This window comes from Klebsiella sp. 28 (assembly GCF_018223905.1).
Classification (GTDB): domain Bacteria; phylum Pseudomonadota; class Gammaproteobacteria; order Enterobacterales; family Enterobacteriaceae; genus Klebsiella; species Klebsiella pneumoniae.
Genome location: NZ_JAGRQY010000108.1, coordinates 1 through 12,749 on the forward strand (window position 1 = coordinate 1; position 12,749 = coordinate 12,749).

Genomic DNA, 12,749 nt, shown 5'->3' on the forward strand with positions numbered 1-12,749 from the left:
CGCTTTAGCGCTCTGTCGCGAGGTCCCGTATAATACGTTTTCCTCATTCAGAGTCAAGCGCTTATTTTGCTTTTCTCTGTCGGCTTTCAACGTCGATTTCCGTCGTTGAATCCTCCTGGCTCGGCGGCTTGTTTGCCGTTGTTCCGTGTCAGTGGAGGCGCATTATAGGGGGTAATTCTGAAGTGACAAGGATAAATTCAAAAAAAGAATTTAACCGCTCACTTTTCAACCAAATCAGGTGTTGAGCTTTAATTCTTGCCTGGTTTTTAAACAAAAACGAGCCCGCTGGGCCCGTTTTTGTCGTTTTGTGATTTACTGCACTGCCACAATGCGGTCGTCTTTTACTACCAGCTCGATGGTTTTACCCGGAACCAGCTCACCGGAAAGGATCTGCTGGGCTAACGGGTTCTCAATCTGCTGCTGAATAGCACGTTTCAATGGCCGCGCGCCGTATACCGGATCGTAACCATTGGCGCTCAGCAGCTTCAGCGCCTCATCGGACATATGCACTTCATATCCGCGCTCTTCCAGACGTTTATACAGACGCTGCAGCTGGATCTGGGCAATAGAGGCAATATGTTTCTCGCCCAGCGGATGGAAGACCACCACTTCGTCGATACGGTTGATGAACTCCGGACGGAAGTTCTGGCTGACTACCCCCAGCACCAGGTCCTTCATATGTCCGTAGTCCAGCTCGCCGAACCGTTCCTGAATCAGATCGGAACCGAGGTTCGAGGTCATGATGACTACCGTATTACGGAAGTCGACCGTTCTCCCCTGCCCGTCGGTGAGACGCCCGTCGTCGAGTACCTGCAGCAGAATGTTGAACACATCCGGGTGCGCTTTTTCCACTTCATCCAGCAGGATGACGGAATAAGGACGACGGCGCACCGCCTCGGTCAGGTAACCGCCCTCTTCATAGCCGACGTATCCCGGAGGCGCACCGACCAGACGCGAGACGGAATGTTTCTCCATAAACTCGGACATATCGATACGCACCATCGCGTCGTCGCTATCGAACATAAAGTTAGCCAGCGTTTTACACAGCTCGGTTTTACCGACCCCGGTTGGACCGAGGAACAGGAACGAACCAATCGGCCGGTTCGGATCGGACAGCCCGGCGCGGCTGCGGCGAATGGCGTTGGATACCGCTTCAACCGCCTCATCCTGGCCAATCACCCGATGATGCAGCTCCTGTTCCATACGCAGCAGTTTGTCACGCTCGCTTTCCATCATGCGGGAGACCGGGATACCGGTCCAGCGAGCCAGCACTTCGGCGATTTCAGCATCCGTCACTTTATTACGCAGCAGACGCATGGTTTTCCCTTCGGACTGAGTGGCCGCCGCCAGCTGTTTCTCCAGTTCCGGAATTTTGCCGTACTGCAGCTCGGACATCCGCGCCAGATCGCCGACGCGGCGCGCCTGTTCGATGGCGATTTTCGCATGCTCCAGCTCAGCTTTGATGGTCTGGGTGCCGGAGAGCGACGCTTTTTCCGCTTTCCACTCTTCTTCCAGCACCGAGTACTGCCGTTCTTTATCCGCCAGCTCCTCGTTGAGCATATCGAGACGCTTCAGGCTCGCCTCATCAGACTCTTTCTTCAGCGCCTGCTGTTCCAGTTTCAGCTGGATAATACGCCGATCGAGACGGTCCAGCTCTTCCGGTTTGGAGTCAATCTGCATACGGATGCTGGATGCCGCCTCATCGATGAGGTCGATGGCTTTATCCGGCAGCTGACGGTCGGCAATATAGCGATGCGATAAGGTCGCCGCCGCCACGATAGCCGGGTCAGTGATCTGCACGTGGTGGTGCAGCTCATAACGTTCTTTCAGACCGCGCAGAATCGCGATGGTATCTTCTACCGAAGGCTCGGCAACGAACACTTTCTGGAAGCGACGTTCCAGCGCGGCGTCTTTTTCGATGTACTGACGGTATTCATCAAGCGTCGTCGCCCCGACGCAGTGCAGTTCACCACGCGCCAGCGCCGGCTTCAGCATGTTACCCGCATCCATCGCGCCGTCGGCTTTACCAGCGCCAACCATGGTATGCAGTTCGTCGATAAATAGAATGACGTTGCCTTCCTGTTTGGACAGGTCGGTCAGCACGCCTTTCAGACGCTCTTCAAACTCACCGCGGTATTTCGCCCCGGCCACCAGCGCCCCCATATCCAGCGCCAATACCCGACGGCCTTTCAGCCCTTCTGGTACTTCGCCGTTGACGATACGCTGCGCCAGGCCTTCGACGATTGCCGTTTTACCCACCCCGGGTTCACCGATCAGCACCGGGTTGTTTTTGGTACGACGCTGCAGTACCTGAATGGTACGGCGAATCTCTTCATCACGGCCGATCACCGGATCCAGCTTGCCCTGCTCGGCACGCTCGGTGAGATCGACGGTAAATTTCTTCAATGCCTGACGTTGGTCTTCGGCACCCTGATCGTTCACGCTTTCCCCTCCGCGCATTTGTTCAATCGCCTGAGTCATGTTGGCGGTTGTTGCTCCGGCGGATTTTAAAAGGTCGGTCAGCGTACCGCGTGATTCAAGCGCCGCCAGAACGAACAGTTCCGACGAAATAAAGTTGTCCTTTTTCTTTTGCGCCAGCTTGTCGCAAAGGTTGAGGATCCGCACTAAATCCTGAGAAGGTTGCACATCGCCGCCGGTGCCTTCCACCTGCGGTAAACGGCTCAAGGCCTGTTCGATGTCAGTGCGCAGTTTCCCGGCATTCACGCCCGCCGAGGTTAATAAAGGACGTACCGATCCCCCTTCCTGATTCAGCAAGGCGCTCATTAAATGAAGAGGTTCGATGAATTGGTTGTCGTGCCCGAGTGCGAGCGACTGGGCATCGGCAAGAGCAAGCTGGAATTTATTGGTAAGACGATCCAGACGCATAACTCCTCCCATAAACAGGTCAAATTTGCTACTGGAGATTAAATGAGGTCATCCCTCAATTATTCAAGGTTAAAGACCCGAACTATGTGAAAAATAAGTTTGCCTTCTGGATCGTCTTGATTCTCTAGGTTATATCAGCCAAATGAAACTTGCCATACGACCGGTGGTCTTGTCGCGCCGGTAAGAGAAAAAATCATCCTTTTCGCTTAGCGTGCAGCGATCGCCGCCGAAAATCTGCTCAACGCCGACGTTTGCCAGACGCTGCCGCGCCNNATCCCGGACTTCCGGTCCCACCTCAAACGCCTGCGGACCGATGGCGGGCCCCAGCCACGCCATAATATTTTCGGCTTTATCGGCGAAACGAGCAACCGTCGCTTCCAGAACCCCTTCGCATAAGCCGCGCCATCCCGCGTGCGCCGCGGCGACTTCGGTGCCGTCGCGGTTACAGAACAGCACCGGCAGGCAGTCAGCGGTCATCACCGCGCAGACGGTCCCTGGCGTACGACTATAAGAGGCATCCGCGCGTTTCGACGGATAGGGTCCGCCGTCCAGCGTCAGAACCTCGGTGCCATGGACCTGCTCCAGCCAAACCGGGTAAGACGGCAAGCCGCCGGCGGCAAACATCCGCCGCCGGTTTTCTTCGACATCCTGCAGATTGTCGCCGCAATGGGCGCCCAGGTTGAGCGAGTCATAGGGCGGCAGACTCACGCCGCCGATGCGGGTAGAACTACAGGCCGCCACGCTGCCGGGCATTGGCCACTGCGGTACAATCAGTTTCGTCATAACCAGTCAATATCGTCCTTATGGGCTTCAAAATCGGCGCGCATCGCCTCGATGAGCTCGACCATATCCTGCGGGATGGGCGCGTGCCACTCCATTTCAATGCCGGAGATCGGGTGATACAGGCGCAGCATGGTGGCATGCAGCGCCTGGCGGTCGAATTTACGCAGCGCGGTAATGAATTCCTCCGACGCGCCCTTCGGCGGACGCGGCCGACCGCCATAGACCTGGTCACCCACCAGCGGATGGGTGATATGCGACATATGCACGCGGATCTGATGTGTACGACCGGTTTCCAGACGCAGACGCAGGCGGGTATGGATGCGGAAATGTTCCATAATGCGGTAGTGGGTCACCGCCGGTTTGCCCATCGGATGCACCGCCATATGGGTACGCTTGGTCGGGTGACGGCTGATCGGCTCTTCCACTGTGCCACCGGCGGTCATATGACCGATCGCCACCGCTTCGTATTCACGGGTGATCTCGCGCAGCTGCAGCGACTCCACCAGCCGGGTTTGCGCCGGAATGGTTTTCGCCACCACCATCAGACCGGTGGTGTCTTTATCCAGACGATGAACAATACCCGCGCGCGGCACATCGGCAATAGGCGGATAGTAGTGCAGCAGCGCATTCAGCACAGTACCGTCAGGGTTGCCCGCGCCAGGATGTACAACCAGATCGCGCGGTTTATTGATCACGATGATGTCATCATCTTCGTAAACGATATTGAGCGGAATATCCTGCGGCTGGAAGCGCGCCTCTTCTTCGATTTCCACATCGATAGCGATGCGTTCTCCCCCCAGCACTTTTTCTTTCGGTTTATCGCCAATGGTGCCATTGACTAATACGCGTTGGTCGAGGATCCATTCTTTTATCCGCGATCGCGAATAATCAGGGAACAATTCGGCCAAAGCCTGATCTAAGCGTTGACCGAGTTGATTTTCGGTCACCGTTGCGGTGAGTTGTACTCGTTGTGCCATATACAGCTTCTTCGTTTAACGTTGGGTTTTACGGCTTTGCCGTTTAATATAGTGTGCTATTGTAGCTGGTCTTAATCGGGAGCAGGAACAGAGATTCTCCCGCATAAACATTTTGAGGAAGTCAAAACGTCATGACGCGCATGAAATACCTGGTGGCAGCCGCCACACTGAGCCTGGCTTTGGTGGGTTGCTCCGGCTCTAAGGAAGAGGTGCCTGATAATCCGCCGAATGAAATCTACGCGACCGCCCAGCAAAAACTGCAGGACGGTAACTGGAAACAGGCGATAACGCAACTGGAAGCGTTGGATAATCGTTATCCATTCGGCCCTTATTCCCAACAGGTACAGCTGGATCTGATTTATGCGTATTATAAAAACGCCGATCTTCCTCTGGCTCAGGCGGCTATCGATCGCTTCATGCGTTTGAACCCCACCCATCCGAACATCGACTATGTCATCTATATGCGCGGCCTGACCAACATGGCCCTGGATGACAGCGCCCTGCAGGGCTTCTTCGGCGTTGATCGCTCCGACCGCGATCCGCAGCACGCGCGCGATGCCTTCAATGACTTCTCCAAACTGGTGCGTGGTTATCCGAACAGCCAGTACGCCACTGACGCCTATAAACGCATGGTGTTCCTGAAAGATCGTCTGGCCAAATATGAGCTGTCGGTCGTGGATTACTACACCGATCGTGGCGCATGGGTTGCCGTGGTTAACCGTGTGGAAGGGATGATGCGTAATTATCCGGATACCCAGGCCACCCGCGATGCCCTGCCGAAGATGGAAAACGCCTATCGTCAGATGCAAATGAACGCTCAGGCGGACAAAGTCGCGAAGATTATCGCCGCGAACAGCAAGAACACCTGAGCCTGACTCATCGATCGCAAACGGCAGCCACTGGCTGCCGTTTTTTTATACGTTTCCCGACGAGCTGAAGCGGTTTAGCGCCGGGTTAACTCATCAAATATGGCCTGCTTTATCGGGTTCGACAAGTAAAATCTCACTTCTTCCTGCCCTGTCTCACAAAATGAATTTGTTGACAAAAAGTGACAATAAAATGTGATTTAGATCACACATTTTGACATTGGGAAAGGTATGCTGGATTCACCAAGACGGGAAAGACAAGAGGTAAAATTTATGACAATGAACATTACCAGTAAACAAATGGAAATTACTCCGGCAATCCGCCAGCATGTCGCAGACCGTCTCGCCAAACTGGATAAGTGGCAAACTCATTTAATCAACCCGCACATCATTCTGTCTAAGGAGCCGCAGGGTTTTATCGCTGATGCAACCATCAACACGCCAAACGGCCATCTGGTTGCCAGTGCGCGTCATGAAGATATGTACGCCGCCATTAACGAATTGATCAACAAGCTGGAACGGCAGCTCAATAAAGTGCAACACAAAGGGGAAGCCCGCCGCGCCGCGACGTCGGTGAAAGAGGCAGGCTTTGTGGAAGAAGAAGAGTAATCCTTAACTTAAGTTGTGTCATGCCACGCGCCTTCGGGCGCGTTTTTTATTGACAGAGTGAAAACAGTACAGGTACTGTAATCCCCACTACCTAAAGGAATTTACCATGAAACTTGTCCCGTTCTTCTTCGCATTCTTTTTTACCTTCCCCTGACCGGGAGGCAATTCGTCGTATAAGAAAGAATGCGAAGACGAACAATAAGGCCTCCCACCCGGGAGGCCTTTTTTATTTGATAACAACAAAGGCAACATCTATGACCGAGGAAAACCCATTACTGGCGCTGCGCGATAAGATAAGCGCCCTGGACGAGAAGCTGCTTGCTCTGCTGGCGGAGCGCCGCGGACTGGCTGTTGAGGTTGGAAAAGCCAAACTGGCCTCCCATCGTCCGGTGCGTGATATTGACCGCGAACGCGATCTGCTGGAGCGCCTGATGACTATCGGCAAGCGCCATAATCTGGATGCGCACTATATCACCCGCCTGTTCCAGCTGATTATCGAAGACTCTGTTCTTACCCAGCAAACCCTGCTGCAGCAGCATCTGAATAAAATTAACCCGCATTCGGCCCGCGTGGCGTTCCTCGGTCCCAAGGGCTCTTACTCGCATCTGGCGGCGCGTCAGTACGCCGCTCGCCACTTTGAGCAGTTTATTGAGAGCGGCTGCGCGAAGTTCGCCGATATTTTTAATCAGGTAGAAACCGGCCAGGCCGATTACGCGGTGGTGCCGATTGAAAACACCAGCTCCGGCGGGATCAACGACGTCTACGATCTGCTGCAGCACACCAGCCTGTCGATCGTTGGCGAGCTGACGATCCCTATCGATCATTGCGTACTGGTGAGCACCTCGACGGATGCCGATAAAATTCAGACCGTTTACAGCCATCCGCAGCCGTTCCAGCAGTGCAGCCAGTACCTGAGCCGCTACCCGCACTGGAAGATTGAGTATACCGAGAGCACCTCGGCGGCAATGGAAAAAGTGGCGCAGGCGAACTCCCCGGCCGTCGCGGCCCTGGGTAGCGAAGCGGGCGGCGCTCTGTATGGTCTGCAGGTGCTGGAGCACTGCCAGGCCAACCAGACGCAGAACATCACGCGCTTCCTCGTCCTGGCGCGCAAAGCGGTGAACGTCTCCGATCAGGTGCCGGCCAAGACCACGCTGTTAATGGCGACCGGTCAGCAGGCGGGCGCCCTGGTGGAAGCCCTGCTGGTGTTGCGCAACCACAATCTGATCATGACCAAACTGGAATCCCGCCCGATCCACGGCAATCCCTGGGAAGAGATGTTTTATCTCGATATTCAGGCCAACCTGGATTCGCTGCCCATGCGCAAGGCGCTGAAGGAGCTGGCGGATATCACCCGCTCCATGAAGGTCCTCGGCTGCTACCCTAGCGAAAACGTGGTCCCGGTGGATCCGGTTTAACATTCGCGGAACGGGAATTTCTTCATCCCTGCCACCGCTACCGGCAGGGTGAAGATGGCGCCTGACAGCGGATACTGCGCCAGCTCATCGTCCTCCATGTTTTCCCGGGTGGTGGTGATATAGAGCGTTTTCATATCCGCCCCGCCGAAGCAGACCATCGTCGGGCAACGTACCGGCATCGGGTAGGATTCCAGCTCCTCGCCCTGCGGCGAGAAACGGGCGATCCGCCAGCCGTCAAACATTGCGCTCCAGTAACATCCCTCCACGTCGATCGCCGCCCCGTCAGGGATCCCTTCGCCAGGCTGAAAACGGCGAAAGACTTCGCGTCGGCCAGGCTCACCCTGCTCATCCAGCGGCGTACGGTAGATCACGGCGTTCGGCGTATCAGAGGTATACATCCAGCGCCGGTCGGCGCTAAAGGCCAGGCCATTGGCGCCATGGATGTCACACTGGATCACTTTCGGCTGCAGGTCGTTATCCACTCGCATCAGCAGCGCGCCGTTGTAATCCCCTGGCCCCCAGAAGGTACCGGCATAAAAGCGCCCATCGCGATCGGTCCCGCCGTCGTTAAACCGCGCCAGCTCCGGGTTGCTCGGGTTATCGCAGACTTTCCGCCGCAGCAGGCCGTGGGTGTCGGTCAGCCAGATGCCGCTGCGCAATGCCACGATAAACCCGCCCTTCTCGCGCAGGGCAAAACAGCCGACCTCCTCCGGAAACTGCAGCACCTGGTGTTCTCCGCTGCGGATATCGTAGCGGTGAATTTCACATTCCATGATATCAGCCCAGTAGAGGGCCTGTTCTGCCTCGCTCCAGGTCGGGCATTCCGGCAGGTATCCGGTGTAGTCAAACAGCGGTTGTGGTTCAGCCATCGTTGTCATCCCTATAAAAAAAGCCAGCGGTCGCTGGCTTTATTGTATACATCTTTTTCGCTTTACTGCCGATTATCGTTCGCCTGACGCAGCAGCGTGCGGCTCTCGCTCTGGAAACGCTGAGCGTAATCGCCAAACCAGTGTTCGACTTTACGGAAGCTGTCGATAAACGCCTGCTTATCGCCCTGCTCCAGCAGGCCGATCGCTTCGCCGAAACGCTGGTAGTAGCGCTTAATCAGCGCCAGGTTGTTTTCCGATGACATAATAATATCGGCGTACAGCTGCGGATCCTGGGCAAACAGACGGCCTACCATCGCCAGCTCCAGTCGGTAAATGGGTGACGAGAGCGCCAGCAGTTGCTCAAGACGTACATTCTCTTCCGCCAGGTGCAGGCCATAGGCGAAGGTGGCAAAGTGGCGCAGCGCCTGAATAAAGGCCATGTTCTGATCGTGCTCAACGGCGCTGATGCGGTGCAGCCGCGCGCCCCAAACCTGAATTTGTTCGAGGAACCACTGATAGGCCTCCGGCTGGCGACCATCACAATAGACCACCACCTGCTTCGCCAGGCTGCCGCTGTCCGGACCGAACATCGGGTGCAGGCCGAGAACCGGGCCCTGATGCGCCGCCAGCATCGCCTGCAGCGGCTCCGCTTTCACCGAGGCAAGGTCAACCAGAATGCAATCCGCCGGAAGGGGCGGCAGCCTGCCGATCGTCTCCACGGTGGTGTGAATCGGTACGCTGACGATAACCATGCCGGCATCGGCGACGATATCCGCCGCCCGGGCCCAATCGTTTTTTTCCAGAATACGCACCTGGTAGCCGGACAGCGTTAACATCTTCTCAAACAGACGGCCCATCTGCCCACCGCCGCCGACGATCACCACCGGCCGCAGATTCGGCTGCAGGGTTTTGAAGCCTTTGTCGTTTTCGCTGGAATAGGATTCCCGCATCACGCGACGCAGAACGTCCTCGATCAGATCCGGTGGTACGCCGAGCGCAGCCGCCTCTTTACGTCGGGAGGCGAGCATCGCCGACTCGCGCTCCGGGACGTAAATCGGCAGGCCATACTGGCTCTTCACCTCGCCGACTTCGGCCACCAGCTCCAGACGCTTAGCCAGCAGGCTAAGCAACGCTTTATCCACTTCATCAATTTGATCGCGTAACGCGGTCAGTTCAGCAACCATACTTTCCTCTTAAACCAAACGGGCCGCCAGGTGGCCACGGAGATCCTTATCCAGTTCACGCAGCAGCGCCTCGGTAGTCTCCCAGCTGATGCAGGCATCCGTCACCGAGACGCCGTATTTCATCGCCTCACGCGGCTGTTCAGAGGACTGATTGCCTTCGTGGATATTACTTTCGATCATCAGGCCGATAATGGAGCGGTTGCCATCTTTGATCTGCGCGACCACGGATTCAGCCACGGCCGGCTGGCGGCGGAAATCTTTATTGGAGTTCCCATGACTGCAATCTACCATCAGCGACGGCTTCAGTCCCGCCTGCGCCATCTCTTTTTCGCATTTCGCCACATCTTCCGGACCGTAGTTCGGCGCCTTGCCGCCGCGGAGGATCACATGGCCGTTCGGATTACCCTGCGTTTGCAGCAGGCAGACCTGCCCGGCCTGATTGATGCCGACGAAACGGTGCGGCATCGCCGCGGCGCGCATGGCGTTGATGGCCGTGGCCAGGCTACCATCGGTACCGTTTTTAAAGCCGACCGGCATCGACAGGCCAGAGGCCATTTCGCGGTGCGTTTGTGATTCCGTGGTACGCGCGCCGATAGCGGACCAGCTGAACAGATCCCCAAGGTACTGCGGGCTGTTGGGATCCAGCGCTTCCGTCGCCAGCGGCAGTCCCATATTGACGAGCTCAACCAGCAGACGACGCGCAATCTTCAGGCCGCCTTCAACATCAAACGAACCATCCATGTGCGGATCGTTAATCAGCCCCTTCCAGCCGACGGTGGTACGGGGTTTTTCAAAATAGACGCGCATCACCAGGTAGAGGCTATCGCTGACCTCTGCGGCAAGGGCTTTAAACCGACGAGCATATTCAATCGCAGCTTCCGGATCGTGAATGGAGCAAGGACCACATACCACCAGCAGGCGCGGATCGCGACCGGCGATGATATCCGAAATGGTCTGACGGGCGTGCGCGATCTGCGCTTCCTGCTCGACGCTCAGCGGGAATTCCGCCTTCAGTTGCTCCGGGGTCATTAATACATGTTCGTCGGTAATATGTACGTTGTTCAGCGCGTCTTTTTGCATGATTGCGATCCTGTGTAGCTCGTTTGCGATAAGGGTTGCCTCAGAGGGCATGACGTAACGATACCACACAAAGTAAAGAATTCAATCCATATTCCGTAAATTTTAATTTACACCAACGAATTAATTGCCACTTACAATGGCGCGATGCGTATAACAATATTTACACATAGGAAAAACAAGCCAAACTTGCGCACCCACGGTATCGGTACTACGAAAAATCCTGGTGAGAATTGTCCCAAAGCAAAGGGCGCATCTAATGACGGGTTTTATTAACAGTGGTATTCTTCGCCGGGCATCGGCAGCGGCTTTTCCCGCGCTATGGCGACTTTGACGGAAGCGTTAATGACAGTATTACACCGTCTTTTATTGACTGTATTTTTTCTCATCGCGGTATCTCCTGTTTTTGCTGCCGGACCTTCAGAACATGTTCGCGCTATTGTTTCCGGGATCGTGACCTACACCCGTTGGCCGTCATTAACAGGAGCGCCAAAGCTGTGCATTTTTGCCTCATCACGCTTCACCCATAGCCTGGCTCATGAAGATCCGGATGCATTACCCTATCAACCGGTGATAGTACGTAATCGTGAAGAAGCGTTAAAAACGACCTGCGATGGTTTTTATTTTGGCAGCGAATCGCCGACTGAACAGTCAGAACTCACTCGCCGCTATGGCCCGAGGCCGCTGTTACTCATCGCAGAACAAAATACGGATTGTTCAATTGGTAGCGCGTTTTGCCTGATCATCAATGACGACCGGGTCCGCTTCTCCGTTAATCTGGACGTTCTGACGCACAGCGGGGTTCGGGTTAACCCGGACGTCCTGATGCTTGCCCGGAAGAAACCACATGAATAAGGACTTTTCACAGACTCCGCGCCCGACTTTCAAACGCGCGCTCCGTCGCATTAGCGTGATAAGCGTGGTGATCTCCATGACGCTGGTCTGGCTGCTGCTGAGTACAGCCTCAATCTTCACGCTCAAGCAGTACGCGCAGAAAAATCTTGAGCTCACTGCCGCGACCATGGGGCGCAGCCTCGAAGCCGCCCTGGTGTTTGGCGACAGCGCGGCGGCAGAGGAGACCCTCGCGTCGTTGGGCAAGCAAGGGCAGATCTCCCAGGCAATCGTGCTAAACGGCCAGATGCAGCACTTCGCCGCGTGGCGCCATGAACCGCTGGCCAATAAAGAGCAAGTGAGCGGGCTTATCAGTAAATGGCTGTTTCCGGAGCCCACGGTGCAGCCCATCTGGCACCAGGGCAAACAAATCGGCGAGCTGAGATTGACCGCGCTTGATGAACTGATTAGCCACTTTCTCGGTATCTCGATTCTGGTGCTGACCGGCAGCATTCTGCTCGCCTCGTTCATCGCCCTGCTGCTGACCCACTCCCTACACCGGGGGATCGTCGCCGCCCTGCAGAGCATCACTGAGGTCGTGCATGATATACGTGAAAACCTCCACTTCTCCCGGCGGGTGCCGGAGGAGCGTATCGAGGAGTTCCATCTTTTCGCCCAGGACTTTAACAGCCTGCTGGGGGAAATGGAGGACTGGCAGCGCCAGCTGCAGGCCAAAAACGCGCAGCTGTTGCGCAGTTCGTTACACGATCCGTTGACCGGCCTGGCTAACCGCGCCGCCTTTCGTAACGCGCTCGCCGAGCTGATGCAGAATGAAGTCGATCATCAAACCTCGGCATTGCTGTTTCTTGATGGCGATAATTTCAAACTGATTAACGACAACTGGGGGCATGCGGCGGGCGATAAAGTGCTGATGGAGGTCGCCAGCCGCCTGATGACTTTTGCCGGTAAACGCCATCTGGCGTGGCGTCTTGGCGGCGATGAGTTTGCCGTTCTGCTGCGCGAGGTGCGCTCGGAAGCAGAAGTGCAGGCCCTGTGCCAGGCGCTAACGGAACAATTTCTTCCGCCATTCAACCTGCACAACGGTCATAGCGCCACGCTCTCGCTGAGCGTCGGTTATGCCCTGGCGTGGGAACACGCCACCGCGGAATCACTGCAAGAACTTGCCGATCAGAATATGTATCGGATGAAAAACCAACGTATCCAGCAGACGCTGAAATAATAAAGGACTCAT

Annotated in this window: 12 protein-coding genes and 1 other annotated feature; of the genes, 6 read left to right on the top strand and 6 right to left on the bottom strand. The window is 55.8% G+C overall.

Features of this window, described 5'->3' with window-relative positions:
• Window positions 1–312: 312 nt before the first annotated feature.
• The 3 genes from clpB to rluD all read right to left on the bottom strand — a co-directional run bounded on the left by clpB (window position 313) and on the right by rluD (window position 4,646).
• Window positions 313–2,886, bottom strand: coding sequence for an ATP-dependent chaperone ClpB (gene clpB, locus KHQ28_RS18630; protein ID WP_032418481.1), 2,574 nt, complete (start codon window positions 2,884–2,886; stop codon window positions 313–315).
• Between the two features lie 129 nt (window positions 2,887–3,015).
• Complete coding sequence (gene pgeF, locus KHQ28_RS18635; RefSeq protein WP_211777646.1) at window positions 3,016–3,669, bottom strand: peptidoglycan editing factor PgeF; 654 nt, start codon at window positions 3,667–3,669, stop codon at window positions 3,016–3,018.
• Entirely contained in the window at window positions 3,666–4,646 is a 981-nt protein-coding gene (rluD, locus tag KHQ28_RS18640) for a 23S rRNA pseudouridine(1911/1915/1917) synthase RluD (RefSeq protein WP_002914110.1), read from the bottom strand. Before rluD ends, pgeF begins: the two co-directional genes overlap by 4 nt.
• Window positions 4,647–4,777: 131 nt before the next feature.
• Here rluD and bamD point away from each other — a divergent pair, with 131 nt between their 5' ends.
• The 4 genes from bamD (at window position 4,778) to pheA (ending at window position 7,536) form a co-directional block, all read left to right on the top strand.
• Window positions 4,778–5,515 (top strand): outer membrane protein assembly factor BamD, encoded by a 738-nt coding sequence (bamD, locus tag KHQ28_RS18645; RefSeq protein WP_004145664.1) that lies wholly within the window; start codon window positions 4,778–4,780, stop codon window positions 5,513–5,515.
• A gap of 270 nt (window positions 5,516–5,785) precedes the next feature.
• A complete protein-coding gene (raiA, locus tag KHQ28_RS18650) occupies window positions 5,786–6,121 on the top strand; it encodes a ribosome-associated translation inhibitor RaiA (protein WP_002914111.1) in 336 nt (111 codons plus the stop codon).
• Window positions 6,122–6,226: 105 nt separating this feature from the next.
• Window positions 6,227–6,351: a sequence feature (Phe leader region), on the top strand.
• Window positions 6,228–6,275, top strand: coding sequence for a pheA operon leader peptide PheL (gene pheL / locus KHQ28_RS18655; RefSeq protein WP_100250063.1), 48 nt, complete (start codon window positions 6,228–6,230; stop codon window positions 6,273–6,275). (Overlaps the previous feature by 48 nt.)
• A gap of 24 nt (window positions 6,352–6,375) precedes the next feature.
• Window positions 6,376–7,536 (top strand): bifunctional chorismate mutase/prephenate dehydratase, encoded by a 1,161-nt coding sequence (pheA, locus tag KHQ28_RS18660; protein ID WP_004150975.1) that lies wholly within the window; start codon window positions 6,376–6,378, stop codon window positions 7,534–7,536.
• On the opposite strand, the gene KHQ28_RS18665 is transcribed toward pheA, so the two are convergent.
• The 3 genes from KHQ28_RS18665 to aroF form a co-directional block, all read right to left on the bottom strand.
• Entirely contained in the window at window positions 7,533–8,405 is an 873-nt protein-coding gene (locus KHQ28_RS18665) for an SMP-30/gluconolactonase/LRE family protein (protein WP_032418478.1), read from the bottom strand. The two genes, pheA and KHQ28_RS18665, sit on opposite strands and share 4 nt — an antisense overlap.
• A gap of 62 nt (window positions 8,406–8,467) precedes the next feature.
• The gene (gene tyrA, locus KHQ28_RS18670) at window positions 8,468–9,589 is read right to left on the bottom strand and encodes a bifunctional chorismate mutase/prephenate dehydrogenase (protein WP_004212948.1); all 1,122 of its coding nucleotides are present in this window, start codon (window positions 9,587–9,589) and stop codon (window positions 8,468–8,470) included.
• A 9-nt stretch (window positions 9,590–9,598) separates the two neighbouring features.
• The gene (aroF, locus tag KHQ28_RS18675) at window positions 9,599–10,669 is read right to left on the bottom strand and encodes a 3-deoxy-7-phosphoheptulonate synthase AroF (protein WP_002914114.1); all 1,071 of its coding nucleotides are present in this window, start codon (window positions 10,667–10,669) and stop codon (window positions 9,599–9,601) included.
• A gap of 342 nt (window positions 10,670–11,011) precedes the next feature.
• On the opposite strand from aroF, the gene KHQ28_RS18680 reads away from it, so the two are divergent.
• Both KHQ28_RS18680 and dgcN read left to right on the top strand, forming a co-directional pair.
• Complete coding sequence (locus tag KHQ28_RS18680; RefSeq protein ID WP_004174804.1) at window positions 11,012–11,521, top strand: YfiR family protein; 510 nt, start codon at window positions 11,012–11,014, stop codon at window positions 11,519–11,521.
• Window positions 11,514–12,737 (top strand): diguanylate cyclase DgcN, encoded by a 1,224-nt coding sequence (gene dgcN / locus KHQ28_RS18685; RefSeq protein WP_116286235.1) that lies wholly within the window; start codon window positions 11,514–11,516, stop codon window positions 12,735–12,737. The genes KHQ28_RS18680 and dgcN overlap by 8 nt, the downstream gene beginning before the upstream one ends.
• Window positions 12,738–12,749 lie beyond the last annotated feature (12 nt).

Coding starts and splice junctions, on each gene's coding strand:
- clpB (WP_032418481.1), bottom strand. CDS start 2,886: ATGCGTCTGGATCGTCTTACCAATAAATTCCAGCTTGCTCTTGCCGAT.
- rluD (WP_002914110.1), bottom strand. CDS start 4,646: ATGGCACAACGAGTACAACTCACCGCAACGGTGACCGAAAATCAACTC.
- bamD (WP_004145664.1), top strand. CDS start 4,778: ATGACGCGCATGAAATACCTGGTGGCAGCCGCCACACTGAGCCTGGCT.
- raiA (WP_002914111.1), top strand. CDS start 5,786: ATGACAATGAACATTACCAGTAAACAAATGGAAATTACTCCGGCAATC.
- pheA (WP_004150975.1), top strand. CDS start 6,376: ATGACCGAGGAAAACCCATTACTGGCGCTGCGCGATAAGATAAGCGCC.
- KHQ28_RS18665 (WP_032418478.1), bottom strand. CDS start 8,405: ATGGCTGAACCACAACCGCTGTTTGACTACACCGGATACCTGCCGGAA.
- tyrA (WP_004212948.1), bottom strand. CDS start 9,589: ATGGTTGCTGAACTGACCGCGTTACGCGATCAAATTGATGAAGTGGAT.
- aroF (WP_002914114.1), bottom strand. CDS start 10,669: ATGCAAAAAGACGCGCTGAACAACGTACATATTACCGACGAACATGTA.
- KHQ28_RS18680 (WP_004174804.1), top strand. CDS start 11,012: ATGACAGTATTACACCGTCTTTTATTGACTGTATTTTTTCTCATCGCG.
- dgcN (WP_116286235.1), top strand. CDS start 11,514: ATGAATAAGGACTTTTCACAGACTCCGCGCCCGACTTTCAAACGCGCG.